This is a genomic window from Streptomyces sp. NBC_00016 (assembly GCF_045040885.1).
Classification (GTDB): Bacteria; Actinomycetota; Actinomycetes; order Streptomycetales; family Streptomycetaceae; genus Streptomyces; species Streptomyces coriariae.
On record NZ_CP108304.1, the window covers coordinates 8,499,674 to 8,526,499 of the forward strand.

A 26,826-nucleotide genomic window follows, 5' to 3' on the forward strand; every position below is an offset into this window, starting at 1 on the left:
GGCGCGGGGTCGGCTGGGGTCGGCTGGGGTCGGGCTGGCGGATCGGGCGATCAGAGCGGGATGTTGCCGTGCCGGCGCTCCGGCATCGGGGCGCGCTTTCCGCGCAGCGCGCGCAGGGCACGGCACAGGTGCGCGCGGGTGTCGCGCGGGGCGATGACGGCGTCGACGTACCCGCGTTCGGCGGCGGGGTAGGGCGTCCCGTGGGTGGCCTCGTACGCGGCGACGAGACGGGCGCGCAGCGCCTCGGGGTCGTCGGCCGTGGCGAGTTCGCGCCGGTGCAGCACGCCGACGGCGCCCTCCGCGCCCATGACGGCGATACGGGCGGTGGGCCAGGCGAGGTTGAGGTCGGCGCCCAGGTGCTTGGAACCCATCACCGCGTAGCCGCCCCCGTACGCCTTGCGCACCACCACCGTGATCTTCGGGACCGTCGCCTCGGCGTAGGCGTACAGCAGCTTGGCGCCGCGCCGGATGATGCCGGCCTGTTCCTGGCTGACACCGGAGAGATAGCCGGGCACGTCGGCGAAGGTGAGCAGGGGGATGCCGAACGCGTCGCAGAACCGCACGAACCGCGCGGCCTTCTCGGAGGCGTCGATGTCCAGGACGCCGGCCGCGTGCATCGGCTGGTTGGCGACGATTCCGACGGTGGCGCCCTCGACCCGGGCCAGGGCGCAGATGATGTTCGGCGCGAACAGCTCCTGCACCTGCAGCAGTTCGCCGTCGTCCACGACCGTGTGCAGGAGGTCGCGCATGTCGTAGGCCTGGCCGGTCCGGTCGGGGACCAGCGTGTCGAGCCGGGCTCCGTCGGCGGCGGGCACGGATGCGTACTGCGGTGGCCGCCCGAGGTTGTTGGCGGGCAGGTAGGACAGCAGGTCGCGCACGGTGTCGAGGGCGTCCTCCTCGTCGGCGGCCAGGAAGTGGGCGTTGCCGTTGACGGAGTTGCTGGCGCGGGCACCGCCCAGTTCCTCGGCGGTGGTGCGCTCGCCGGTGACGGCCTCGATGACGTCGGGCCCGGTGACGAACATGTGCGAGACACCGTCCACCATCACGGTGAAGTCCGTGATGGCCGGCGAGTACGCGGCGCCGCCCGCGCAGGGCCCCAGGACGACCGAGATCTGCGGGATGACCCCGGACGCCCGCACGTTGCGGCGCACCAGCTCGGCGTAGAGGGCGAGCGAGGAGACACCCTCCTGGATCCGGGCGCCGCCGGAGTCGTTGAGCCCGACGACCGGACAACCGGTCTTCAGCGCCAGGTCCATGAGGGCCACGGTCTTCTCACCGAAGGCTTCGCCCATGCTGCCGCCGAAGACCGTGGAGTCCTGGGCGAACACACAGACCGGCCGTCCGTCGACCGTGCCGTACCCGGTGACGACCCCGTCGCCGTAGGGCCGGCGGGCACCGTCCCCCGTGGCCCGCGCCCGGACGAACCCGCCGGTCTCCGTGAAGGAGCCCTCGTCCAGCAGGCGTTCGATCCGCTCCCGCGCACCGAGGGCCCCTGCTCTCCTGGGCGTGCCCGGCACCACCGCCTGTGCCTGACGGCGTGCCAGGTCGGCGATGCGGTCGGCGGTCCGGTCGGCGGTCCGGTCGGCGGTCCGGTCCGCCGCGCTCGTCGCCGTCGTCGTCGCTGTGTCTTTCGCCGTAGCCGTAGCCGTAGCCGTAGTCGTCATCGCCGTAGCCAGGGATGTTGTCGCCTCTCGCGTCACAGCCACCTCCGAAGTGGTTCTCGAATATGGCAGCGATGGGGAGCGAACCGGAGGGATCACCGTTCTGTTTGCGTGAGTTGAGTCCTCGGGGACGCGGGTTCGTCCTGGCGTGACAAGGCCGCCGTCGCCGGGACGCTCGCGCGGTACGGCAGTGGCGGCGTCAACCACGCGGCGGATTATCCGAGTTGAGGTGGTGGCCGCGCTCGGGGAAGCGGTCCCGGGATCGCGCGGGTCGCAGTGCCCCCGTCGTTCACCCGGGGCGGGTCCTGGGATAGGGTCCGACCGGTTCCGGCTACCGAATGACGACGCGCCGGTACGGGGAGTGTCGGAGGGCGGCAGAGCGATGGAATCGCAGGTGGGTGACGGCGGATCCGTGGACCTGGACGGCGCGCGGCTGGAGACGATGAGTCCGCAGCCGCTGCTGACCCGGGACTACGAGACGCGCCCCTCGCTGGTGTACGAGCGGCTCAGGCAACAGCACGGTCCGGTCGCGCCGGTCGACCTGCTGGGAGTGCCCGCCTGGCTGGTCCTGGGCTACCGCGAGTCGCTCGAGGTGCTCCAGGACGACGCCGGGTGGCCCAAGGGGCTGGAGAAGTGGCGGGCCCGCTCGGAGGGCAGGGTGCCGGCCGACTGGCCGCTCGGACCGTCCCTCGAGGTCAACCATGTGCTGATCCAGGGCGGCCCCGGTTACCGGCCGCTGCGCACGGCGTGGGACGCGGCCCTCAAGCCGTTCCAGGACCCGCGTCACCCGCAGGCCAAGCGGCTGAAGACGGCCGTCGGCGCCTACGCCGACGAACTGATCAGCCTGGTGGGGCAGGCCGGCGGCACGGGCTGGGCGGACCTGTCCGCCCAGTTCTCCCGGCCGCTGCCGCTGATGGTGGCCAGCCATCTGCTCGGCTTCCCCGGTTCGCAGGGCGACGACGCGCTGATGGACATGTGGCGGGTACTGGACGCGGGTCCGGACGCGGAACCCGCCCTGGAACGGCTGCTGGCCGCGCTGGCCGAACTGGCGGCGGGCAAGCTGGAGAAGCCGGGGGAGGACTTCCCCTCGTACCTGCTGGCCGCGCATCCCGACCTCTCGCTCGACCAGCTCGCCCGCGAGTTGTTCATGCTGCTGGGCATGACCTCCGACCATGTCGGCATCCTCATCTCCAACACCGTGGTCGAGGTCATCTCGGGTGAGGGCGGCGTACGGGCCAGCCTGTCCGCCGGGATGGTCAGGGAGAGCATGAACCGGGTGGTCATGCGCAAGCCGCCGCTGGTGAACTTCGTGCCGCGCTTCGCGGCCGAGGACACCCGGCTCGGGAACTACACGATCCGGGCCGGCGACCCGGTGTGGGTCTCCTCCGCGGCGGCGCACGCCGACCCGCTCTTCGCCGACCACGTGGAGTCGGGCACCACGGTCAGCACCCGGGCGCACCTGGCCTGGGGCGCGGGCCCTCGCCAGTGCCCGGCGCGTGAGCTCGCGTCGACGGTCGCGGCGGTCGGCGTGGGCCGGCTGTTCGAGCGGTTCACCCACCTGGACCTCGCCCTCCCCGCCGATCAGCTCCCCTGGCGTTCCTCGCCCTTCATGCGCGGCCTGCGCTCGCTGCCCGTGCGGTACGAACTGGCCACGCCGCCGGAGCCGCCGTCCTCGCAGGCCCCCGCCGAGGAACCGTCCGGCATCGGACTGCCCGATCCGGCCGTCCGGCAGCGCTCGTCGCTGTGGCGCTATCTGACGGGCCTGATCGGCGTGGGCCGCTGACCCCGGAACAGCGGAGCGCGTCGGACTACGACCGGCCGAACACCCGGCCCAGTTCGATGCGGCCGATCCGCGGGGCCCGACCCGTCGCGTTGCGGAAGGTCACGCTCCCGGTGCCCTTCCGCAGGTCGACGGGGACACCCAGGGTCCAGTAGTCCTCCCGGCTCCAGGTGTTCTTGAAGGTGAGCCTTCGCGGCGCTCCGGCGCCGACGGTGACATCCGCCGTACGGGACAGGATGTCGGTGTTGTAGGCGTGGCCGTTGTCGCGGCGGTCGTCGTGCGCGTAGTGGACGACCAGCAGGTAGCGGCCGGATTCGGGCGCGTGCACCGTGAACTCGGCCGCGCCCGCGGGGCTGTTGCCGAGGTCGTCGATGCAGGAGCCGCCGAAGGCGTGGGCGGAGTCGACGAGTTTCGCCCCTCCGGTGAGGGTGGCTGAGGCGGCGGCGTAGGAGAGGGTGCCTTCGGTGGAGCCCGCCCCCGAGACGTCGAGGGACCGGACGGCCGCGTGCCGCGCGGTCAGCTCGACACGGTTGTTGCCCGCCACCAGGTAGAGCCGCAGCGGCCGGTCCGGCGCCGCCGTCACCCGCTCGCCGTGCAGCGTGAGGCGCACCGCCGCCGAGGCCCGCGGCACGACCCTGAAGTAGCCGTCGCGCGGGGCGTAGACGTCGAAGACGGCCCGGTCGCCCTCCCGCAGGACCAGGGCGCCCGTGCCCACTCCGGCCGACGAGGAGTAGTCGTACGACGGGCTGCCGTCGATGTCCGCGAGGGTCGCCTCGTACGACGCCGACGGTGCGCCGGTACGCGCGGTGAGGTCGATGCGGTCGAGGGTGACCTCGGCGTCGCCCTTGGCGAGGGTCAGCACATGGGTGCCGGCCGACAGCTCGACACCGAGGTCCTTCTTGGCGCGGTAGGCCCAGTTCTGTGTGGAGGGGTATGTCACCGTGACCGGGTCCGCGCCGTCGACGAGCAGCCTCTGGGTGGCGGGGGCGCCGGACTGGTTGCCGTAGAGGATCGCCAGGTCGTACCTCCCGTCCGCCGGGACCGTCACCGTGAGGTCGACCCTGCTGGAGGCGCTGTCGAGGGAGCCGACGTCCTTGGTGCCGGAGGCCGCGTAGCCGCCTGCGTCGGCGACCGTCCCCAGGGTCCGCACCCGGCCGCCGGTGATCGCCGCGTCCTCGGCCTCGTACGACGCCGACCAGGGCACGGTCGGGGCGGACGGGGTGCCGGCGCCGCCCGGGGTGAGGACGATCCGGTACGCGGACATCCTGTGCCCGCCGCGCAGCGGCACCGTCACCGAACCGTCGGCCGCCACCTCGAGCCCGGTGCGGACGAGGACCGGCGGAGCGGCGTGCTGTCCCTCGTAGCCCGACCAGGCGGCCTCGGCGACGGTCGCGACGACCGTGCGGCCGAAGACGGCACGGGGGACGCCGCGCACCACGACGTCCACGTCGCCGTCCGAGCCGCCGAGCAGCACCTGGGCCTGACGGCGCGAGGTGTCGAGGGAGGCGAGGCCCTGGAGGGTGTCGACGGTGTGCGGCCGCGGCGGGGTGACCCGCACGGTGTCGCCGGTCAGCCCGGCGTACCAACGGAAGAACCACCAGCCGCCGTTGGGGATGTTCGTGCGCACCACGTTGCCGTCCAGATTGCCGGCGGCGTCCCAGTAGGCCTGGTTGGCGTACACCTTGTTCCGCTCGAACATCGACACCCACTGCACGAGCTGTCCCGGCACGGACAGATCACGGCGGTTGGCGTACTCGTCGATGCTGATCCTCAGCGGTGCGATGCCCAACCGGCGCTCGATCGCACGGTAGTCGTCGTGGTGACGCTGGAAGTCCCGCAGCGAGTCCGGGCCCAACTCGTGCCAGGTGACCACCTCGGGCAGCACGTTCTCCCGCTGGGCGAAGGCGAGGAAGTCGCTCATCAGCCGGGTGTGGTAGCCGGTCTCGTTGGGCCCGGCGATCCTCGCGCCGGGGGCGAGGGCGCGGATGCGCCGGTACACCGTGGTCCAGTCCCGGAAGAAGCGGTCACGGTTGGCCTCGTACCGCGCCCGGTCGGGGACGCCGAGGTCGTACCAGATGCAGTCGGGTTCGTTGAAGGGGATGTGGACGAAGCGGTCGCCGTGCGGGTGCGCCGACACCTCCTTGACGATCTTGTCGACCTTGGGGAGGTAGTCGTCGATGCCCAGGTTCTCGTAGGGCCACTCGGCGTAGACGTCCTGCATCATCACGTTGATCTCGCCGCCGCCGTTGCGGAAGAACGCCCCGGAGACGGAGAGCGCGTCCCCGTTGGGGTGCTGGGCGCCGCCCTCCGGCTTCTGCGTGATGCTGGTGATCTTCAGCGGTGCGAGTACGGCGTCGCCGGGCACCCCGTCGTCGCCGAGCCCGTACAGCGCGCCGTTGGCGCCGAGCAGCACCGGTCCTTCGGAGACGGCGAGGTCGACGGTGAGGCGCTGCGGGGCGGCCTCCGACGGGAGCGATATGTGACCGGTCACATTCATTGGGGGATTGTGACCGGCCCTACGGAGACCGTCAAGTGACCGTGACGAGGCCCGTGGAGCGTGGAGTGGGGGGCGTGGAGCGGGCGGTGTCGAGCAGGGGGAGGGGGGCATGGAGTGTGGGGTGTCGAGCAGGCGAGGGGCGCGTGGGGCGGGTGGTCCTCGGTGGCCCGCGCCGCGCGTCAGTCGTTCGGCCCAAGTCGTGACCGGGCTCGCGCACTGTCATTGCGGCCCGCCCCCGGACGCCCGAGGGTGGAGCCAGGTGGCGGGCGCTGGCGAGGAGGACGGGCGATGACGGACGGCGACAGCGCCGCGGACGGCGACAGCGCCGCGGACGCCGAACGGCGGCGGCTGGCGGAGGCCGACGAGGGCGTGGCGCCCTGGTGGCGCTGGGGGCCGTACCTGAGCGAGCGGCAGTGGGGCACGGTCCGGGAGGACTACAGCACCGACGGCGACGCCTGGTCGTACTTCACCCATGACCAGGCACGCTCGCGCGCCTACCGCTGGGGCGAGGACGGCATCGCCGGCGTCAGCGACGACAAGCAGCGGCTGTGCTTCGCCCTGGCCCTGTGGAACGGGCGCGACCCGATCCTCAAGGAGCGGATGTTCGGGCTCACCAACACCGAGGGCAACCACGGCGAGGACGTCAAGGAGTACTACTTCCACCTCGACAACACGCCCACCCACTCGTACATGAAGTACCTCTACAAGTATCCGCAGGGCGAGTTCCCCTACGCCGACCTCGTCGACACCAACCGGGCCCGCGGGCGCGACGACCTCGAGTACGAACTGCTGGACACCGGTGTCTTCGACGAGGACCGCTACTTCGACGTGTTCGTCGAGTACGCGAAAGCGGGCCCCGAAGACCTGCTGGTCGAGATCACGGCACACAACCGTGGCCCCGACGAGGCGGTCCTTCATCTGCTGCCGACGCTGTGGTTCCGGCACACCTGGTCCTGGGCCGGCGGCACGGCCGTGCCCGCCCTGCGCGCGGCGGACGGCGGCATTCGCGCCGACCACGACGAGCTCGGCACCCGCCGGCTGTACCACGACGGCGCGGCGGAGCTCCTGTTCACCGGCAACGAGACCGACAACGAGCGGATCTTCGGGAGCCCGAACACCACGCCCTACGTCAAGGACGGCATCGGCCGCCGTGTCGTGCACGGCGAGACCGGCGCCGTCGACCCCGCACGCACCGGCACCAAGGCGGCCGTCCACCAGGTGCGCACCGTCCCCGCCGGCGGCAGCACGACCCTCCGGCTGCGCCTGACCGACACCGAACTCGACGACCCCTGGGGGGACTTCGACACGACCCTGGAGTCGCGCCGGGCCGAGGCCGACGCCTTCTACGAGGACATCACCCCGGACGGCATGGGCGAGGGCGAGCGGCACCTGGTCCGGCAGGCGCTGGCCGGCATGCTGTGGAGCAAGCAGTACTACTACCTCGACGTCGAGCGCTGGCTCGCCGAACACGGCGTCGACCCGCTGGCCGCCGACCCCAAGATCCGCAACAGCTCCTGGTACCACATGGTCAACGACGAGGTCATGTCGATGCCGGACACCTGGGAGTACCCGTGGTTCGCGGCCTGGGACCTCGCCTTCCACACCCTCGCCCTGGCCATGGTCGACATCGGGTTCGCCAAGGGGCAGCTGGAACTGCTGCTGCACCGCCTCTATCTGCATCCCAACGGCCAGATCCCCGCGTACGAATGGAACTTCGGCGACGTCAACCCGCCCGTGCACGCCTGGGCCACCCTCTTCGTCTACGAACTCGAGAAGCACCGCACCGGACGCGCCGACCGCGCCTTCCTGGAGAACGCCTTCCAGAAGCTGATGAAGAACTTCACCTGGTGGCTCAACCGCAAGGACGTCGACGGCAACAACGTCTTCCAGGGCGGTTTCCTCGGCCTCGACAACATCGGTGTCTTCGACCGCAGCGCCCCGCTGCCCACCGGCGGCCACCTCGACCAGGCCGACGGCACCGCCTGGATGGCGCTGTACTGCCAGAACCTCCTGGACATCGCCATCGAACTGGCCGTGGACAACCCGGTGTACGTCGAGCAGGCGCAGGCGCTGTTCGAGCACTTCGCGTGGATCGCCGTCGCCATGAACCGGGTCGGCAAGGACAACGCCAGCCTCTGGGACGAGGAGGACGGCTTCTTCTACGACGTCCTGCGGCTGCCCGACGGCAGTGCGACCCCGCTCAAGGTGCGCTCCCTGGTCGGCCTGATCCCCTTGGCGGCGACCAGCGTGATCGGCGGCCGGGCCGACCAGCGGTTCCCCGAACTCGTCGAGGGCGCACAGGAGTTCATCAAACGGCACCCGGCCGTCGAGGCCTTCGTGTCGCAGCATGTCAGCGCGGATCCGAGCGCCGGGGGACGGTATCTGTTCGCCCTGTTCGGCGAGGACCGGCTGCGCCGCATTCTGGCCCGGATGCTCGACGAGGACGAGTTCCTCGGCCCGCACGGCATCCGGTCCCTCTCCCGCCACGCCGATCACCCGTACACGTTCGAGGTGCACGGCGAGACGTACGGCGTCGGCTATCTGCCGGCCGAGTCCGACTCGGGGATGTTCGGCGGCAACTCCAACTGGCGCGGGCCGGTGTGGTTCCCGATCAACCTGCTTCTGATCCGCGCGCTGCTGAACCTGCACGGCTACCACGGGTCGGCCTTCACGGTGGAGTGCCCGACCGGCTCCGGACGCCTGATGAACCTGTACGAGGTCGCCCGTGAGCTCTCCGACCGGCTCACCTCCACCTTCCTGCGGGACGCCGACGGCCACCGCCCGGTGCACGGCGCGCAGCCCCAGTTCGCCAAGGACCCGCACTGGAAGGACCTGATCCTCTTCTACGAGTACTTCCACGGCGACAACGGCGCGGGCCTCGGCGCCTCCCACCAGACCGGCTGGACCGGCCTGGTGGCGGCCACCACGACGCTGTTCCACACCCTCACCGCCGACGAGTGGCACCGCGGCGGCCGCGAGTCGCTGCGGCCGAAGAGCGACGGCGACCGCGAGGAGCCCCTGTCATGACGGTGATCTACGAGATCAACACTGCTGTCTGGCTGGGCGAGTTGAGCGGACGGTACGGGCGCCGGGTCACCCTGGGGGAGGTGCCGAGCGAGGCCTGGGACGAGATCGCCCTGCGCGGTGTCGACACCGTCTGGCTGATGGGCGTCTGGGAGCGCAGCCCGGCCGGACTGCGGATCGCGCTGCGCGACGAAGCCCTGCGGACCTCGTTCCGCGCCGCCCTGCCCGACGTCACCGAGGCGGACATCGCCGGATCCCCCTACTGCGTACGGGACTACGTCGTCGACGCCTCGTTCGGCGGACCGGAAGGCCTGGCCGAGGCCCGGGCCGAACTGGCCGCCCGCGGACTGCGGTTGATCCTCGACTTCGTCCCCAACCACGTCGCCCCCGACCACCCGTGGGTCACCCGGCACCCCGACCGGCTGATCCAGGGCACCGCGGACGACCTGTCCCGAACGCCGGGCGACTTCATCGAGTCCGACGGCCGGATCCTCGCCCGGGGACGCGACCCGTTCTTCCCGCCCTGGCCCGACGTCGTCCAGCTGAACGCCTTCGGCGACGCCTTGCGCACGGCGACCGTGGACACCCTGGTGTCCATCGGCGACCAGGCGGACGGCGTGCGCTGCGACATGGCGATGCTGCTGATGAACGACGTCTTCGCCAAGACGTGGGGCGACCGGGCCGGACCGGTGCCCGCCGAGGACTTCTGGCCGTACGTCCTCCCGCGTGTCCGTGAGCGCCACCCGGACCTCCTCTTCGTCGCGGAGGCGTACTGGGACCTCGAACGGGCCCTGCAGCAGCAGGGTTTCGACCACTGCTACGACAAGCGGCTGTACGACCGTCTCCTGCACGAGGACGCCGACTCCGTCCGCGCCCATCTGGGGGCCGACCTCACCTACCAGCGAGGTCTCGTCCGCTTTCTCGAGAACCACGACGAACCACGGGCGGCCGCGGCCCTGCCCGGTGCGCGGGGACGGGCGGCAGTAGTGGCCGTCGCCACCCTGCCCGGCGCGACGCTGTGGCACGAGGGCCAGTTCGAGGGACGCAGGGTCCGGCCGCCGGTGTTCCTCGCGCGCAGACCGCGGGAGCCCGTCGACGAGCCGCTGCGCGCGTTTCACCACCGGCTGCTGACGGCCGCGGCCGCCGTGCGCCGGGGCGAATGGCGGCCGCTCGTCCCGACGGGCCGGCCGGACGACGACACCCACCGCGGCCTGCTCGCCTGGACCTGGACACACGCGGACGCGCGCCACCTGGTCGTCGTCAACCAGTCCGACCGCCCGGCCAGGGCACGGCTGCCCCTGCCCTGGGACGACCTGGCCGGGCGCGAGCACCGCCTGACCGACCTGCTGACCTCGCAGACGTACGACCGGGACGGCGGCGAACTGACCGACCCCAGCCTGTTCGTGGCCCTGGAGGCCTGGCAGACGCATGTCCTCGAAGTCGGGTGACCTGGGTGACCGTCCTGCGCGAGGGGCCTCAGCCCATGCTCTTCGCGCCGTCCAGGGACTCGCGGATGATGTCCGCGTGACCGGCGTGCTGGGCGGTCTCGGCGACGATGTGCAGCAGCACCCGGCGGGCCGACCAGCGCGCGTTCCCCTCGAACCAGGGGGCCGCCGGCAGCGCGTGGTCCGCGTCCAGATCGGGCAGCGACGCGATCAGTTCGTCGGTGCGGTGAGCCACCTCTTCGTAGCCCTTCAGCACCCCCGCCAGCGTCTCACCGGGCAGCATCCGGAACTCGTCGGCCCGCCTGGCGAAGTCCTCCTCGGTCATCTTGGTGAAGTCGGGCATCGCCGACGCGCCCTCCAGGATGAAGGCCACCCAGCCCCGCTCGACCGAGGCGACGTGCTTGATCAGGCCGCCGAGACACAGCTCGCCCGCGGTCGTCCGCTGCCCTGCCTGCTCGTCGGTGAGGTCGCGGGTGGTGAAGCGCAGGAAGTGCCGCTGCTTGGCGAGCGCCTCCAGCAGGTCGGCGCGCTCGCGGCTGACGGCCGGTGCCGAGGTGTTCTCGTCGAGGGGGGTGGGCTGGTTCATGGGCGCCTTCTTCCGTGAGTCCTCTTCCGTGTGCGAGTACCACGTTAGGAGCGATAGAGGTCAGATCCTGTCCTAGTGGCGCCGGGTTCACCGCGATGTCGCCACGAGCTCCGCACCCGACTCCGCACCCACCTCCGCATCCGCTCCCCAGGCCGCCGCGCACAGCGCCCGCTCGACCTCGTCGGTGTAGACGGCCGCGGCCAGCCAGGCGTGGGCGAAACGGCCCGGGTCCGCCGGGAGCAGCCGGCCGAAGGCGTCGCGGGAGCGGGCCGCCGCCGCGGACCGGAGTTCGCCGAGCAGCTCGCCCGCGGTGGCGAGACCGACGCGGCGCAGCCGTCCGCCGTCGCCCGCCCCGCTGTCCGGGAGGCCCAGCACCCGGCGGCCCCCGGACACGGCCTGGTGCACCCGTCGGCGCAGGAGGTGCAACGGCGCCTCGTCCGCCGGGGGAGCGGGGGCGGGCGCGGCCGTCGCCGTCGTCGTGGGCAGGTCCGCGTGCTGGAGACGGTCCAGGCCCAGATCGACCCGCTCGCCGGCCCGGGCCGGGTGCTCGGCGGCCAGCAGCAGGGCGCGCGGGAGCGGCCCCGGCGCGAGACGCGCGACGACCCGCAGCCGACTGCCCCGGGCGGCGGCCAGGAGGCGGAGGTTGTCGCGGCAGGGGAGCGCGGGATCGTCGTGGGCGACGGCGAGCCGGACCGTGCGGCCCTCGCAGTCGGCCAGCAGACGGTCCCCCGTCGCCTCCCGGACCGTGCCCGTCAGGGTGACGTCGAGGAAGAGCAGACCGTGGCCGCCGGCCAGGGCGCGTGCGACCTGCTCGGCGACCGGCACCGTCCACAGCCGGTCGAGCGGCTCGGCGCTCCAGGCGGCACCCGACGCGCGCACCGCCCGCACCCCGGCCCCGGCGCCGAGCCGGCCCGTCGGGGAGACGGTCGCGCCGGACACCGCGAGGCCCGCGCGCGACAGTTCACGGTGGGTCAGGGCGGTGTCGCCGATCCGGACGGCCCGGTCGGCGGCGCCGGTCGCCCTGCCGGGGCCGCCCGGAGCCACGTCGGAGACCGTGCAGAGGCGGCCCTCGGCGTCGGCGGTCCAGGTCACGGCGCCCGCGTAGCCGGTCGTCGTCAGCACGGGCTCCGAGAAGAGCCCGTACAGCCGCAACGAACCGTCCGGGGTGTACGGCTGACGTAGGCTGCCGCGCAGTTCGGCCAGGTCCCCGCCGGTCGCGAACGGCAGGCGGTGCGCCATGCCGAGGACGGTGCGCAGGGCGTCGGCAAGGTCGGGCAGCCGGTGGGCGGGGTCGGCGGAGCGGGCCGCGCGTACCCCGTTGACCACGGAGACCGCGGCGGCGGCGACCCGCGGGAGACCCGCGAGCCGCGCGGTGTGCGCGGCGCGCAGCAGCTCCGCCTGGAGCACGGCACCGGAGCCGTCCGCACCGGCTTCGAGCACGGCGGCCGCCGCGTCGTACACGGCCCGCGCGGCGGCGAGTTGGGCCGGGGCGACGGTCTCGTCGCCCGGCGGTGACGCTCCGTCGGCCGTGGGCGATGCCTCGTCGGCCGTCGGCTGTGCGGGCGCGCTGTCGGGAGCGTCCTCGGCCACCGGCGCGGCCGAGGCCGCCGCCGCGCGGTGCAGACAGTCGGGGGCGAGCAGGCAGCCGCAGCGGATCGCGTCCGCGCTGATCACCGCGCCCTCGGGTGCGTGCAGTTCGAGGTCGGTGTCGTCGTCGACGGCGATCCGCACGGTGTCGCCGTCACGGACGACCGGACGCGCCGCCAGCTTGGCGATGCCCGCGTCCAGCCGCTTGCGCAGCCGGGGAGAGAGCGCCTCGACGAGTTCGGCGGTGACGGACGGCGCGACCGGCGGCAACAGGTCCTGGCTCATGCGATCTTCTCCCCTACCCAGCGGGCGAGTTCGAGCGGACTGAGAGCGGCGACGGGCATGCCCGCGGCGACGAGCTGCCCCGCGACGCCCGTGGAGTAGCGCGGCCGGCCCGTGTCGTCGAGGCTCGCGCAGCCCAGTACGTGGCAGCCCGCACCGACCAGCGCACGCACCTCGGCGAGCAGCCCGCCGAGCGGATAGCCCTCCTCGAAGTCGCTGACGACCACGACCAGCGTCCGCGACGGCACGGTGACCAGCTCGCGGGCGTGCCGCAGCCCCGCCGCGATGTGCGTGCCGCCGCCCACGCTGACCTCCAGCAACAGCGACAGCGGGTCCTCGACATGGCCGGTGAGGTCCATGACCTCCGTGGAGAAGGCCAGGAAGTGCGTGGACAGCGTCGGCACCCCGGCCAGCACCGACGCCGTCAGCGCCGCCCACACCGTGGACGCCTCCATGGACCCCGACACGTCCGTGACCAGGATCAGCCGCCAGTCGGCTGCCCGCCGCGCCCGGGTACGGAACACCGGGCGCTCGGGGATGACCCGGACCGTGCCGTCCGGGCCGCGCCGCGCGGTCGCCAGATTGGCGCGCAGCGTGCGCGGGAGGTCGAGGCCGCCGCCCGGACGCCGGCTGGGGCGCGGCAGCGCCGTGCCGTGCAGCGCGGGGCGCAGCCGGGTGGCCAACTGCCGGGTCAGCGCCTCGACCAGCCGCCGTACCAGCGGACGCAGCGCCGCCAGCCGGGCCTCGGGCAGCCCGCCCGCGTGCCGCAGCACGGTACGCAGCAGATCGACGGAGGGGCGCACGCTGTCCGCGTCCAGCTCCGCGAGTACGTCCCGGCGGCCCGACGCGGCGGCCGCCGCCAGCACCTCCTCCCGGATGCCCGGCCCGAACAGCGCGGCCAGCTCCTGCGACCACTCCCGCACCCCGGGATACGGCGCGTCCCGGCCACCGCCGGTGCCCGGACCCGTCAGGTCCCCGCGGCTGCCCTCGCCGCGCCCACTGCCGTACAGCTCGTCCAGAGCCGTAGCCAACGCGCGTGCGGACGAAGGGAGTTGATCACTGCGACGGCCCAGGAGGAGCCGCCACCGGTCGGCGGGGGCGAGCCGACGGTCCACACCGTCCTCCCCCGGGGGCCCGGCCCTGTCGCTCCCGCTCCCGCTCGCGGTCGCGGTGGCAGTCGCGGCCGTCGCGATCACCGTCTCGTCGGTGGGCGCCCGTTCGTCGCCACCCGGCGTGGGCAGCAGCCTCAGTGACCGCAGGGCGGCGCGGGCCGCGAGGTCCGCCCCGGCCCAGGCGGCGAGCGCGGCCGGGTCCAGCCCGTCGGTGTCGGCGACCCGCCCGGTGCCGAGGCGTTCCTCGACGGCCGAGAGGAGACGGTCGCGGGCCGCGGGGCTCAGGGTCTCGAAGCCACCCCGCAGGGCCGGCAGCCGGTCGAGGAAGTCCCGGTCGGGCAACTCCGACACGCGGCCCAGCAGCGGCTCCAGCGCGGGCGCCGCCGCTTCCAGCAGCGGACCGGCGGCGGCCAGCAGCCCGCTCAGCCGGGCCGTCAGCGCCGACCGCGAGTCGGCGTCGACGGCGCCGTCCACCCAGGACGCGACCCGGTCGCCGAAGGTCCGGGCGCTCTCCTGCCCGAGCAGCACCCGGACCGCTCCGGCGGCACCGCGCATCAGCGGGGAACCGTCGGCGGCCAGCCGGGCGAGGGCGTCGGTGAGCCGGATACCGCCCAACAGGTCGGCCCGGTGCGCGAGTTCGAGCAGGGCGTGGGCGTCGGCCGGGTCCTCGGAACCGGTCAGTCCGTCCACCTGCCGCACCGCCGCCGCGGTGAGCAGCTCGGCCACGTCGGCCGCCCGCGCCGTACGCTTCCCGTCGGCGCCGAGCCCCGGCACATGACCGGACCGCAGCCGGTCCGACAGGGCGAGCCCGGCCAGGAGTTCGGGCAGCGTACCGGCCAGGGGCAGCACCTCGGCGACGTCTTCGAGCCGCTCGTCCGCCAGCGTCGGCAGGCCGCACTCCGCGGCTTCCGCGAGCCCCTGGAGCACCTGCGCGGCCGTCGACCCGCCCGCGTCCCCCTCCACGCGCCGACGCTCCCGCAGCACACCCTCGGCGGCCTGCGCCGCGGTGACCCCGCGCACGCCGGCCGCGGTCAGCATGGCCGCCGTCGCCGGCGTCCAGCGCACCTCCCAGCGCGAGGTGAGAGCCTCGGCGCCGCCCGCGCCGACCACCTCCCTCGCCTCGCCGTACGGCACACCGCACACCGCCAGTCGGCGCAGCAGCAGCTCACGGCGCCGGTCGAGGTCCGACCGCAGCGGGTCGAGCCGCAGATCCCGCGCCGGGCCGGAGGCGTTCTCCGGTCCCGGCAGGCCCAGCCCCGCCACCTCGGCCTCGACCGCCGGGACGAGACCGCTGCGCGGCGCGTCCGGCGCGGGCCGGCCGGTGCGGGTACCGACCAGCACCCGCTCCATCGCCCGCGCCACGGCCCGCCCACGCCCGTACGGCTCACCCTGCGCGAGGACCGTCTGCACCGCCTCGACCAACTCGCCCCGGCCCGCCGCGGGCAGCCCGCGCAGCCGGGCCAGATCCGAGGCCAGCCGGGTGATCTCGCGCGCGTCGGCCGGCCCGGACGGATGCCCGAGGTCCCGCAACGCGGCGCACACCCGCACGGCCGCCCCCGTCAGCGCCTCCTCCAACGCCTGCGGATCGCCCGCCGCCCGCAGCACCATGTCCTGCCACTCCGGGTCCCGGATACCGGCCGGATAACCGGACCGCTCGTCCAGAAGGGCATAGGCATACGGAATCAGCGAGGTGATCCACCCCGCCCGACTCCCCACGGCCCCTTCCTTCGACCCGCCACGCCCCGGAACGGCGCCTGCGCCCCGCTTGCCGATCTCCGGGACGGTGGCACCGGCTTGCCCGCCGGCGGCCGGGACGATGGCTCCCGCATGTTCGCCGGTGGCCGGGACGGTGCCGTCGCCCTGTTTGCCGTCGGCCGGGACGGTGGCACAGGCATGTTCGCCGGTGGCCGGGACGGCGCCGCCGCCCCGCCGGCCGTCGGCCGGGAGCGTGGCCCCGGCCCCGGCCCCGGCCCTGGCGCCGACGCCCGGGGCAGCGCTCTCGTCCTGCTCGCCGGCGACGGCGGGGGTGCAGCCGTCGCCTCGTCCGGCGAGGGCCGACCCGGTCAGTGCCGGTGCGTGGAAGGCGCCGACGAGCACGGCGGCCCGCTCGCCCCGCGCGGTGGCCTCGGTGATCCGGGACCGCATCCATCGCTCACGCCGCAGGTCCAGCTCGGGCACCCCGCCGGAGGCGGCCGCGTCCTCGCGCAACGCCCACCCCGTCAGCAGGGCCGCCCGGCGCAGCGCCTCGGGCGGCGAACCCGGGGCGGTGGCCTCGACGAGCCGGTCCCACAGGTCGTCCCCGGGACGGCCCGTGAGCCGGGCCCGCAGCGCGCCGGCGAGTCCGGGCGCCTCGGCCTGCGCGGTGCCGCCGCGCCCCTCGCCCCACGCCCGGTCCGCGAGGGGCAGGTCGCAGGCGACCACCGGGACGCCGTGCCGGGCGGCCCAGCGCACGGCGGCCAGCTCGGGCGAGAAGTCGGCGAACGGATAGAAGGCCGGGCCCCCGCCGCTCCCGCCGTCACCGGGCGCGGCGGCGAGCGCCACCGGGGCCCGGGTCTCCTCGTGTCCGAGCCACGGCAGCCACTCCTGCATCTCGGCCGGCAGCTCGACCAGCAGCACGTCGGGCTTCGCCTCGTCCAGCAGCGCGGGCACGGCGGCGGCCAGCGAGGGCGCGTGGTGCCGTACCCCGATGAGGTAGGGCCCCGCCGGGTCGGTGAGGGCGGCGAGAGCCTCGTCCGGGGAGTCCGGGGAGTCCGGTGTGCCGGGGGAGTCCGGTGCGCCGGGCGCGGTGGTGGGGTGCAGGGACACGGCCGTCAGCCCTCCAGGACCGTGCGCAGGTCCCACAGGGTGCGCCAGGTGGCGGAACCCTGCTCGGCACGGCGGCGGACCGGCCCGTCCCAGTAGCCGCGCAGCCGGGCCGCGTCGGCCGGGTCGTCCTTGCGGACCACGCCCAGCAGATGGCCCGGCAGCAGCCCGAGCACATCACGGTCGCCCGGGAAGTACGCCGCCGCGAGCGCCAGCGCACCCGCGACGGACACGGCCTCCGCGGTGCTCATCACCGTGGACGGCCGCTCCACCTCCCAGCCCTCCGCAGAGCGTCCCTCCCGCAGATCACGGAAGGCGGTGACCAGCGCCTCCAGCACGGCGTCGTCGACCTGGAAGGGCGCGCCGGCCCGCTCCACCGAGGCCCGTGCCTGGCTGCGCACCAGGGCGGTCTCCGCGTCGAGGTCCGCAATGGGCCCGACGGTCTCGAAGTTGAAGCGGCGCTTGAGGGCCGCGGACATCTCCGAGACGCCCTTGTCCCGCAGGTTGGCCGTGGCGATGAGGTTGAAGCCGGGTGCGGCATGCGCCAACGCGTCGTCCGAGCCCGCGAGTTCGGGCACGGCGATGCGCCGCTCCGACAACAGCGAGACCAGCGCGTCCTGCACCTCGGGCAGACAGCGGGTGACTTCCTCTACCCGGGCGATGGCGCCCCGCGACATGGCGGTCAGCACCGGCGAGGGCACCAGCGCCTGCCGGCTCGGCCCCTGCGCCAGCAACAGGGCGTAGTTCCAGCCGTACTTGAGCTGGTCCTCCGTCGTACCCGCGGTGCCCTGCACGACCAGCCCGCTGGTGCCGCACACGGCGGTGGACAGCAGTTCGGACAGCATCGACTTCGCGGTACCGGGCTCGCCGACGAGCAGCAGCCCGCGCTCGCCGGCGAGCGTGACCACACACCGCTCCACCAGCGCCCGGTCGCCGACGAACTTGCCCTCCACGACCAGTCGGCGCGGCACCCCGTCCGGCGCCTCGGCGTCCTCGGGCAGCTTCAGGGCGCGGCCGTCGCTGCCCATGACGAAGGTGACGACGGCGCGCGGGGTGAGCCGCCAGGCGGGCGGGCGCGGCCCGTCGTCGTACGCGGCCAGGAAGGCCAGCTCGCCGGCGTACCGGTCCTCGGGCGGGACGATCTGGCGAACCGGGCCGGGGGAGCCGGCGGAATCGGAGTCGGAGTCGAGGGACAGGGCGGTCGTGGTCATCGGCGCGCGTTCTTCCAGAGAGGGTGGGAGGGTGGTCATCGGCGGCGGCCCTTACGGGTGGCGCGGGTGGTGAGCTGCTCGTAGGCCGGGGCGTCGCCGGAACGGACGCGGTCCCACGCGCGCGTGAACAGTTCGGGCACGGGCATCAGCGGCAGCACGCGCCCGTAGGCGCCGACCGGATAGAGGCCCTCCTTCCAGATCTCCACCGGCAGCGCGGGCGACGTCAGGTCCAGCCAGCCGCACGGCAGGAACAGGGTGCGTCCGGCGCGCGCCCGCTTGGCCTCGACGACCAGCTCGCTCGCCGCGAGTTCGGCGCGGGCCTTCTTCGTCCGGGCGGGCTTCCAGCCGGTCCAGCGGGCGCAGTTGCGGTCCGTGGGGTCCGGGAGCGCCAGCAACTGGAGGTAGAGCGCCGCCGCGTCCTCGCCGAGACCGTGCCGCGCGGCGACCTCGGCGACCAGATCGGGCACGCTGAAGGTCGGGTCCTGGGCGTGTCCGGAGGGTCCCTCGGGATCGCACCCGACCGCGACCGCGCGGGCCAGTTCGTCGTCGAGGAGGGTCCGCAGGGCCCGCATGCCCTCGCCCCGTCCCGGTCCGACCAGCCCCTCCACGAGCCCGAACACGGGGTCGTCGGGAGCACCGAGCGCGCCCGGCCGGACCAGGACGGTCTCCTGGTCGCCGTACCAGGGGCGCAGCGCCAGCGCCTCGCCGACAGGTGTCAGACCGTGGGCGTCGGCGCCCCCGGTGGCGGGCAGCCCGTACGCCTTGCGCAGTTCGACGGCGGACGAGGAGCCCTTCTCCGTCCACGCGACGTCCAGGTCGAGCAGCAGTCCCCGGTCGGCGAAGCGGCGTCGCAGGGCGGCGAGGCTCTCCGGCAGGACGGCCCGCAGCGGGTGTCCGTACGGCAGGGAGTAGGCGAGTCCGGCCAGGGCGTTCACGGCACCCGTCAGGTGGTTGCGGCCGGGCAGCGCCGCGGGGTCCGCCGCGACCAGGTTGCCGTCCTTGTCCGGCCGCTGGACGGTGGTGCGGCTGATCCAGGCGGTCAGCCCCGGGTTGAGGACGTCCTCCGCGGAGCCGGTGGGCAGGCCGCCGAGGGAGAGTTCCCCGGCGAGGTCCTCGGGCAGCCGGACGACCTCGCCGAGCCGCTCGGCCCACACCCGGCCGGCCGCCTCCGTGTCCGGCCCGGCCGTCCACAGGTCACCGGGGTTCCCGGGCAGCAGGGCACCGACGAGGGCCGCCCGGTCGCCGCTCCCGACCGAGGACAGCAGGGCGTCGGCCAGCTCCTTCTGACGCGGCTTCAGCCCGGTCGCGGCGATCACCTCGGCGGTGAGCTGCTTCGGCTTGCCGGCCAGCAGCAGCGCCGCCTGCATGGGCCCCAGCCCGCCGTGGGTCGCGGCCGCGAGGACGGCGGGAGCCTCCGGCTGCCAGGGCGCCGGGCCCTTGTCCCGGACGAGTCCGGTGACGGCGCTCAGCGCGTCGGCGGGGAACACCGCCGGGTGCGCGGTCTCCCGCTCCAGCGTGAAGTGGGCGATCGCGCCGAAGGAGCCGGCCGGATCGTGGTCCAGGGCGAGCCAGTGCACCCGCCCCGCCTGCCGGTCCAGGTTCTGGCAGCCGAGGACGACGACGGTACGGCCGTCCCGGCGCAGCACCTGACCGACGCGCTCCTGCTTCTCGTGCGGCTCGCTCAGCACGACCTCGCGCAGGGCGGCCCCGGGAGCGGCCAGCGGACCGTCCGTGACCGCCTCGAACAGCAGCACCAGCGCCTCGCGGTGCGCCTCGGTCACCGTGGCGGAGGCGGCGCGGTACGCGAGCGGGCGCAGCATGTCGAGCACCGGCGTCCACACCAGCCCGATGCCCGGCAGGGTGAACTCGTCGCTGCGCCATCCGTCGGCGGTTCCGGTGGACCGGGAGGCCTCGGCCAGGGGCTTGCCGTCGGCCGGCTTCCCGGTCAGCACGTGGTTCACGGCGCGGACCTGCCGCAGTGTGCTCCAGCGGACCTCGCTGCCCCACCACCCGTGCACCTCGGTGAGCCCGGTGGTGGCCTCGCGCAGCGTCGCGTCGTCGCCGTGCTCGGGCTTGAGGTCGGCGAACATGCCGTCGATCCGACGGCGCTCCGCCTTCGGCCGCTCGACCGGCGGCGCCACGAACGCGGCGGTCGACTCCGCGAGCCGCAGCACCGCGCGCACCAGTGCGGCGACACCCGCGACGAGGCCCCCGTCGCCCAGCGAGGGCAGGGAGCGGGACACGACCTCCTGGACGACCTCGTCCGCGGACGGCACGACGGCGGCGGCGTCCGAGGTCCCGTCCACGACCTTGGCCGACGCCAGCTTCGCCTGCCGCTGCGCCAGCGCCTCCTTCCCGGCCCGCAGCAGCTCGGCCGCCTGCTCGTCGGTCAGGGCACGCAGCGCCGCCGACGCGCGCTCGTCGCGCGGGCGAAGGGCGTGCCAGAAGTCGACCGGCGGAACGAACCGGGTGCCGGCGGCGAACTCGCCGCCGCGCTCCATCGGTGTCACCCGGCCCAGTTCCCCGGCGGCGGACGGGTCGTCACCCGCGTAGAGGGCGATCTGCCGGTGCAGAGCGACGGCCACGGGCTCGGCCCCGCCCGGCAGCCGCAGCGCGCCGAGCAGGACGCCGGGCGCCCGCCCGCCGGCCCACGGCAGGGTGACGGTGCGGCCGTCCGGGGTACCGGCGACGGTGCGGGCCTCGGCACCCTCGCCCTCGGTGCGCACCCAGCGGCCGAGCACGATGCCGTCCGTGCCGAACGGGCTCCGCTCCAGGCCGGGTTGGAGCGGCAGCACCTCGCAGTGCTGCTGGAGCAGGGGCGCGTCCTCCCGGATGCCGGACGACAGGAACGCGGGCAGCGAGGCGCGCCCGTGGGTGCCGGTGGCCGGGTCGTACTCGAGCCACACCTGCTGCCGGCCCTGCCTGCCCTGGCGCCAGTACGAGGTGCCGTCGCCGAGGATGCGGCGGCTCGGCGGTACGACGGTGTCACCGGCGTGCAGCGTGCGCCCGCCGGTGGCGCGACCCCCTCCGGGGACCGGGATCGACGGTTCGCCCGCGTCGTTGCCGCCGTACCAGTGCGGGAGCTGTTCACCGCCGAGCGGGAAGACGTCGGCGGGGCGGGCCGACCAGTAGCCGAACTGCTTGCCGTCCTGCCGCCACATGACGAGCAGTTCGCCGTCCGTGTAGCGGTAGCTCGGGCGCTGCCAGCGGTCCAGCGTCACGGGCAGCCGCAGGTCGTGCTCGAGCAGGATCTCCTCGGGGCCGACGACGATCACCTTGTGGGCGCGGGCGAGGATCAGCGCGGGCCAGGCCTCGCTGACGCCGAGCGTGTCCTCGCGGTCGCGCCTGGTCTCGGCGTCGAGCCGGCGCAGCGCCTCGTCCAGCGCGGGCCAGCCCAGCTCGTCCAGCAGGCCGGCCCGCAGCGTGTGCCCGAGCAGCGGCGCGACCGCGTGCGCGGCGACCACGGCGACGGCCGCCGGGCTGACCCGGGCGGCGATCGTACGGAAGGGGCGGAGCCGTTCCAGTGCCGCCCGCGCGGCGGGCAGGCCGACCGCCGAGGACAGTTCCCCGGCCGCGTCGTCCAGCCACTCGCGCAGCACCTCGGCGAGCACGGGGTGGGCGGCCAGTTCCTCCAGCACCTTCGGCGCGGGGCGCAGGCCGCTGAGGGTGCTGATGTCGGCGTACAGCAGGCGGCGCAGGCGGGGGTCCGCCGCGGTCGCGGTGAGGTCGCGCCGGCCGGGTACGGTCTCGCGCAACCAGCGGTCGACGGAGAGGTACACGACCTGGTCGGGGCCGGGCAGCGTCAGCGGCACGCCCTGGGCCGCGCACAGGTCGAGCAGGTCGAGATCGGCGCCGGCGTGCCAGCGGCCCGAGCACAGATCGACCGGGCGGCCCAGCTCACGCAGCCGGGGCCCCATCCGCTCCACCAGGGCGAGGGTGGCCGGGGAACGGCCGCTGACATTGCCGCCGTGCTTGCGGTGCAGGGCCCATCGGCCGAGCCAGTCCGCCGGGTCCACGTCGGCCGCCGTCTCCCCGGTGAGGAGCAGATCCGCCCCGCACTCCGCGAGCAGCGCCAGCCAGAACTCGTCGTCCTCGACGGTACGCCCCAGGCCGGCCGGCATGATCTCCAGCAGTCGCTCACGCACCTCCGGCCGCTGCTCGGCGAGGACGGCGAGCGTCGCCCGGTAGGCGTTCCAGAAGGAGGCGGGGGCCCGGACCGCGGCCGGCGAGGAGAGCAGGTCGGCGACCAGGCCGCACTCCTCGGTGACCCGGTCGAGACCGGCGGCCTTGATCAGCCCGCGCGCGTCCTGCGGCAGGGACGCGTACGGCGGCATCCCGGCCGCGCAGCGCTCCACGGTCAACTGCCGGAACTGCGCCCAGGCCTCGGCCGCGTGGAGCCGCGCCGCGAGAGCCTTGACGTGCTCCTTGAGCGCCTTGACGGTGAGCGCCCCGGCGAAGGCGAACTCCAGGAAGACGGCCCGCTGCCGCTCCTCGTCCACCTTCAGCGCGTGCACCCGCTCGGCCTCCCGGGCCTTGCCGAAGAAGGCGGAGGCGTACGTCGTGTTCTCGTGCTGGAGGAAGACGCGGGCGGCCTGCTCGTAGAAGGTGGGCAGGAAGTGCGGCACGGCCCGACCGAGCCGGGTGCCGAGCGCCTCGAAGCCGTCCTTGGCGTTGCCGGGGCGGGACTTGGCCTGCCGCGCGAGCCGCTCGACGTCCTTGACCAGCGCCAGCGCGTGGTGGCCGTTCGCCGGGTCGTTGACCAGCGCCCAGGCGGGGAAGCCGAGGGTCTCCCGGCGCACCTGACCGACCTCGGGGGTCTCCGGGTCGCGGGCCAGCCCGAGGAAGTCCAGCGCCAGGTCCTCGGCCTCGCCCAGGGTGCCCGGCACGAGCCGCACGATCTGCCGGTCGTCCAGCGCGGGGTGGGTGTACCTGCGGACGGTGAGCGTGTCGGCGTCCTCCCGGGTGGTGCTCCCCGGGGGCAGCACCGCGCCCGCGTCGAGCAGCGCGCCGGCGGTGGTCTCGTCGTAGGTCGTCATGCCGCCCGCTCCTCGTCCTCGATGTCCCGCCCGGCGTACAGTGCGGCCGCCATGCGCATGCCCTCGGACCAGGCCACCGGCCCGATCAGGCCGAGCTTCAGCACCCGGCCGGCGGAGTCGGTGAACACCAGGGGACCGGTCTCCGCCTCCTCGTAGCCCTCGTAGTCGCCGACCCACACCCGGGCCTCGACGGTGCGGTTCTCCTCCAGGACGGAGGTGACGGCGTGGCCGCCGCGCACGCGGTAGCCGAGCTGGGTGACCCGGCCGTGCAGAAACCGCTGTTCCTTGAACGAGCCGCCCGCGTACTCCTCGACCGCGGTGCCCTCCGCGTCGAGCGTCGCGGGACGCCGCCACACCTCGCGGAACAACTGCTGGGCGCGCTGCTCGACGCCGAGTTCCACGGCGAACTCCCGAAGCTCCTCCAGGTCGTCGAGGAGCACGGGGTGCGGGAGGTGGACCAGTTCGGGCGTGATGCGGACGGTGTCGCCGTCGAGGTCGACCAGACCGAGTCCGCGCTCGGGGTCGGCGTCCCGAAGGAACCCGGCCACCTCGCCGTCGGCCCCGGTGACGACGAGGTCGCGCAGGGCGGCCTGCCAGGCGGGGTCGGGCCACACCTGGGCGACGACGGCGAACGGCACCGGCAGCGAGCGCACCATCCAGCGCTCCACGTCGGCCAGGCACTGGCGTTCGTGCCGTTCCAGCCACTCGGTGAGCTGACGCAGGCCCACCACCGCCGGCTCGTCGGCGATCTTGGGCGGTACGGACTTCAACCGCCGCCCCGCCGCGTTGCGGCACACCACCTTGCCGTCATCGAGGGCGACTTCGTAGTCGCCGGCCGACACCCACCCCATGTGTGCCTCCACCCGCAGTGATCAAGTGACGGGAAGAGTAGAACAGGCCACTGACAACGGGATTCGGAAGGCGCCGCGGCGGGCCGCACCCAGGGGCCCGGCAGGACGAGACCCCAGGTCAGCGCTCTGCGGCGGGCCTCGCCCGAGACATCGCGCGGCCCCGGCCGGCTGAAGGCGTCAGCCCTCGACCCAGCCGTGGTTCTTCGCGAACTGCGCCAGGCCGGCCCGCACCTGGACGATCTGCTCACCGGTGAGCGAGGGCGCCGCCGTCAGCAGCGCCTCGGTGACGTCCCGGGTGAACTCCTCGGTGCTCAGCACATCGCACAGGACGTCGTCGTCGGCGGCCAGGGGCTTGCCGTCCGCACCCCGCGCCAGCCGCACGTCGGACGCCTTCGGACCGCGTTCGCCGTCCTCGATCTCGAACTCCACCACGATGCCCCGGCGCACCTGCGACTCGGGCATCAACATGTCGTTGACGTGCAGGAAGACATCCTCCCCGCCGTCGTCGGGCGCGATGAAGCCGTAGCCCCGCTGACTGTCGAAGCGCACCACACGACCAGCAACCATCCCAACCCCCAGCAACCTCGAAACACCCACGTCGGTGAACCTGTCCAGATCGTAGTCAAGGCGACGGGCCCCGGGCGACTCAGGGGATTCACTGGGCGCGATACAGCGTGGTGAGCAGCTCGACCACGGCCTGCGTGGCGGGGTGCGGGTCGTCGCGCCACCACACCAGCCGGACCGCGACGGGCTCGGCGTCACGCACCGGCCGGTACACGACGCCGGGCCGCGGGTACTGGTTGGCGGTCGCCTCGGCCGTCATCCCGACGCTGCGGCCGGTGGCGATCACCGTCAGCCAGTCGTCGACGTCGTGGGTCTCCTCGGTGGCGGGGCGCGCGTCGGGCGGCCACAGCTCGGGGGTGGTGGTGCCGGTGCGGCGGTCGACCAGGAGGGTCCGACCGCCGAGATCGGCCAGCCGTACCGAGCGGCGGCGGGCCAGGGGATCGTCGGCGGCCAGCGCGCACAGACGCCGTTCCAGGCCGACGATCGCCGCGTCGAACCGCCGGTCCTCCAGGGGTCTGCGCACCACCGCCATGTCGCAGGAGCCCTCCGCCAGACCGGCGCTCGCGGAGTTCACACGCACCAGCTGGAGCTCCGTGTCCGGGCGCTGCGCCGTCCACCGGCGCTGGAAGGCCAGGGTGTGGCGGCCGAGCGCCGACCAGGCGTAGCCGATGCGCAGCCGGGTGTGCCCGGAGGCCGCGTCCTGCACCAGGGCGTCCACCTCGCCGAGCACCCGTCGCGCGTGCGCCGCCACCCGCAGCCCGGTCGCGGTCGGCGTCACCACCCGGGAGGTACGCCTCAACAGCCTTGCGCCCAGCGCCTGTTCGAGCGAGGCCAGGGTCCGGGACACCGCTGCCTGGGAGACCCCGAGCACGGCGGCGGCGTCGGTGAAACCGCCCTCGTCGATGATCGCGACCAGGCACCGCAGCTGCCGAAGCTCCACGCCCGGTCCTCGACCGTCCGTAACCATGACTCCATCGTATAGACGGGTCGCGTCATGCATTTTGCGCAAGGCCGGGCCGGGAGGACGATCCGGATATGCCAGCCGCGTCCGTACCCGCGCCCCCGTCGACCGTCCCGGCGACGGATCCCGTTCCCGTTCCCGTTCCCGTGTCCGAGTCCCGTGGCGGTCGGCGACTCGCCGGGGTGGCCACCATGGTCGGCAGCGGTCTGTCCAACCAGACCGGCGCCGCGATCGGTTCCCTCGCGTTTCCCGTGCTCGGCCCCACGGGCGTCGTCGCGGTACGCCAGTACGTCGCCGCGCTCGTCCTGCTGGCGGTGGGCCGTCCCCGGCTGCGGTCCTTCACCCGGCGGCAGTGGGGGCCGGTCCTGTTGCTGGCGCTGGTGTTCGGGACGATGAACCTGTCGCTCTACACGGCCATCGACCGCATCGGCCTCGGTCTCGCGGTGACCCTGGAGTTCCTCGGGCCGCTGACCATCGCGCTGGCCGCCGCGCGGCGCCGGGTGGACGCCTGCTGCGCGGTGATCGCGGCGGCGGGCGCGGTCACCCTGATGCGCCCGCAGCCCTCCACGGACTATCCGGGGATGGGGCTCGGACTGCTGGCCGCCGCCTGCTGGGCGTCGTACATCCTGCTCAACCGCACGGTCGGACGACGGGTCCCCGGCGCCCAGGGCGCGGCGGCCGCCGCGGCCGTCTCCGCCGTGCTGTTCCTGCCGGTCGGCGTGGTCGTGGTCCTGCGCCATCCGCCGACCGCGCAGTCCGTCGGCTTCGCCGTGGCCGCCGGGGTTCTCTCCTCCGCGGTGCCCTACCTCGCCGATCTGTTCACGCTGCGCCATGTGCCCGCCGCCGCGTTCGGCCTGTTCATGAGCGTCAACCCGGTGCTCGCCGCACTGGTCGGCCGGTTCGGGCTGGGGCAGGACCTCGGCCTCGTCGACTGGTCGGCGATCGCCGCCGTCGTCTGTGCCAACGCCCTCAGCATCCTCGTGCCGCGCCGCTGACCGGGGTCAGGACTCGGATCGCTCCGCGTTGCGCTTCTTGATGCGGACGGTCTCCCGGCGGACCTCGGCCTGCGTGGCGCGCTCCTTCTCCAGCCACTCGGGCTTGGCGTCCTTGACGGCCTCGATCTGCTCGCTGGTGAGCGCCTCGGTCACTCCGGCGCGGGCCAGGCCGGCGATGGAGACGCCCAGCTTGGCCGCGACCACCGGACGGGGGTGCGGGCCGGTCTCGCGCAGCTTGAGCAGCCACTCGGGCGGGTTCGCCTGGAGTTCGTTCAGCTCGGCGCGCGAGACGACGCCCTCCTGGAACTCGGCGGGCGTGGCGGGGAGGTGCACACCCAGCTTCTTCGCCGCGGTGGCGGGCTTCATCGTCTGGGTGTTCTGCTGCGACTTCATACCGTCCAGGGTATCGGCCGCGGCGAAGACCTCCGACCA

15 protein-coding genes are annotated in these 26,826 nt (G+C 74.1%); 4 read left to right on the forward strand and 11 right to left on the reverse strand.

The window, feature by feature from the left end; all coding sequences use genetic code 11:
• Nucleotides 1-50 precede the first annotated feature (50 nt).
• The gene (locus OG933_RS37710) at nucleotides 51-1,664 is read right to left on the reverse strand and encodes an acyl-CoA carboxylase subunit beta (protein ID WP_405631440.1); all 1,614 of its coding nucleotides are present in this window, start codon (nucleotides 1,662-1,664) and stop codon (nucleotides 51-53) included.
• A gap of 379 nt (nucleotides 1,665-2,043) precedes the next feature.
• Here OG933_RS37710 and OG933_RS37715 point away from each other — a divergent pair, with 379 nt between their 5' ends.
• Entirely contained in the window at nucleotides 2,044-3,444 is a 1,401-nt protein-coding gene (locus tag OG933_RS37715; RefSeq protein ID WP_362521017.1) for a cytochrome P450, read from the forward strand.
• Nucleotides 3,445-3,469: 25 nt separating this feature from the next.
• On the opposite strand, the gene OG933_RS37720 is transcribed toward OG933_RS37715, so the two are convergent.
• Nucleotides 3,470-5,938 (reverse strand): CBM35 domain-containing protein, encoded by a 2,469-nt coding sequence (locus OG933_RS37720; protein ID WP_405631443.1) that lies wholly within the window; start codon nucleotides 5,936-5,938, stop codon nucleotides 3,470-3,472.
• A gap of 288 nt (nucleotides 5,939-6,226) precedes the next feature.
• Here OG933_RS37720 and OG933_RS37725 point away from each other — a divergent pair, with 288 nt between their 5' ends.
• Both OG933_RS37725 and OG933_RS37730 read left to right on the forward strand, forming a co-directional pair.
• Nucleotides 6,227-8,965, forward strand: a complete 2,739-nt coding sequence (locus OG933_RS37725) for an MGH1-like glycoside hydrolase domain-containing protein (RefSeq protein ID WP_405631445.1) — start codon at nucleotides 6,227-6,229, stop codon at nucleotides 8,963-8,965.
• Complete coding sequence (locus tag OG933_RS37730) at nucleotides 8,962-10,410, forward strand: alpha-amylase family glycosyl hydrolase (protein WP_405631447.1); 1,449 nt, start codon at nucleotides 8,962-8,964, stop codon at nucleotides 10,408-10,410. Before OG933_RS37725 ends, OG933_RS37730 begins: the two co-directional genes overlap by 4 nt.
• 28 nt (nucleotides 10,411-10,438) lie before the next feature.
• Here the strand turns inward: OG933_RS37730 and OG933_RS37735 are convergent, their stop codons facing one another.
• From OG933_RS37735 to OG933_RS37770, 8 genes are all read right to left on the reverse strand, one after another.
• Nucleotides 10,439-10,993: a DinB family protein gene (locus OG933_RS37735; protein WP_405631449.1), complete on the reverse strand. Its 555-nt coding sequence runs from the start codon at nucleotides 10,991-10,993 to the stop codon at nucleotides 10,439-10,441.
• 87 nt (nucleotides 10,994-11,080) lie between these two features.
• Nucleotides 11,081-12,865 carry a hypothetical protein gene (locus OG933_RS37740; protein ID WP_405631450.1) on the reverse strand — a complete coding sequence of 595 codons (1,785 nt, stop codon included), beginning with the start codon at nucleotides 12,863-12,865 and terminating at the stop codon, nucleotides 11,081-11,083.
• A complete protein-coding gene (locus tag OG933_RS37745) occupies nucleotides 12,862-16,773 on the reverse strand; it encodes a vWA domain-containing protein (RefSeq protein ID WP_405633627.1) in 3,912 nt (1,303 codons plus the stop codon). The genes OG933_RS37740 and OG933_RS37745 overlap by 4 nt, the downstream gene beginning before the upstream one ends.
• A gap of 11 nt (nucleotides 16,774-16,784) precedes the next feature.
• A complete protein-coding gene (locus OG933_RS37750; protein WP_405631453.1) occupies nucleotides 16,785-17,987 on the reverse strand; it encodes an AAA family ATPase in 1,203 nt (400 codons plus the stop codon).
• A gap of 35 nt (nucleotides 17,988-18,022) precedes the next feature.
• Nucleotides 18,023-23,023 (reverse strand): hypothetical protein, encoded by a 5,001-nt coding sequence (locus tag OG933_RS37755; RefSeq protein ID WP_405631455.1) that lies wholly within the window; start codon nucleotides 23,021-23,023, stop codon nucleotides 18,023-18,025.
• A complete protein-coding gene (locus tag OG933_RS37760; RefSeq protein WP_230196889.1) occupies nucleotides 23,020-23,874 on the reverse strand; it encodes a DUF4132 domain-containing protein in 855 nt (284 codons plus the stop codon). The genes OG933_RS37755 and OG933_RS37760 overlap by 4 nt, the downstream gene beginning before the upstream one ends.
• Before the next feature lie 177 nt (nucleotides 23,875-24,051).
• Nucleotides 24,052-24,441: a cold-shock protein gene (locus OG933_RS37765; protein ID WP_028806173.1), complete on the reverse strand. Its 390-nt coding sequence runs from the start codon at nucleotides 24,439-24,441 to the stop codon at nucleotides 24,052-24,054.
• A gap of 88 nt (nucleotides 24,442-24,529) precedes the next feature.
• The gene (locus tag OG933_RS37770; RefSeq protein ID WP_405631457.1) at nucleotides 24,530-25,405 is read right to left on the reverse strand and encodes a LysR family transcriptional regulator; all 876 of its coding nucleotides are present in this window, start codon (nucleotides 25,403-25,405) and stop codon (nucleotides 24,530-24,532) included.
• A gap of 68 nt (nucleotides 25,406-25,473) precedes the next feature.
• Between OG933_RS37770 and OG933_RS37775 the strand changes: the two genes are divergently transcribed.
• Entirely contained in the window at nucleotides 25,474-26,394 is a 921-nt protein-coding gene (locus tag OG933_RS37775; protein WP_405631458.1) for an EamA family transporter, read from the forward strand.
• Between the two features lie 6 nt (nucleotides 26,395-26,400).
• Here the strand turns inward: OG933_RS37775 and OG933_RS37780 are convergent, their stop codons facing one another.
• Nucleotides 26,401-26,787 carry a DUF5997 family protein gene (locus OG933_RS37780; protein WP_362268303.1) on the reverse strand — a complete coding sequence of 129 codons (387 nt, stop codon included), beginning with the start codon at nucleotides 26,785-26,787 and terminating at the stop codon, nucleotides 26,401-26,403.
• Nucleotides 26,788-26,826 lie beyond the last annotated feature (39 nt).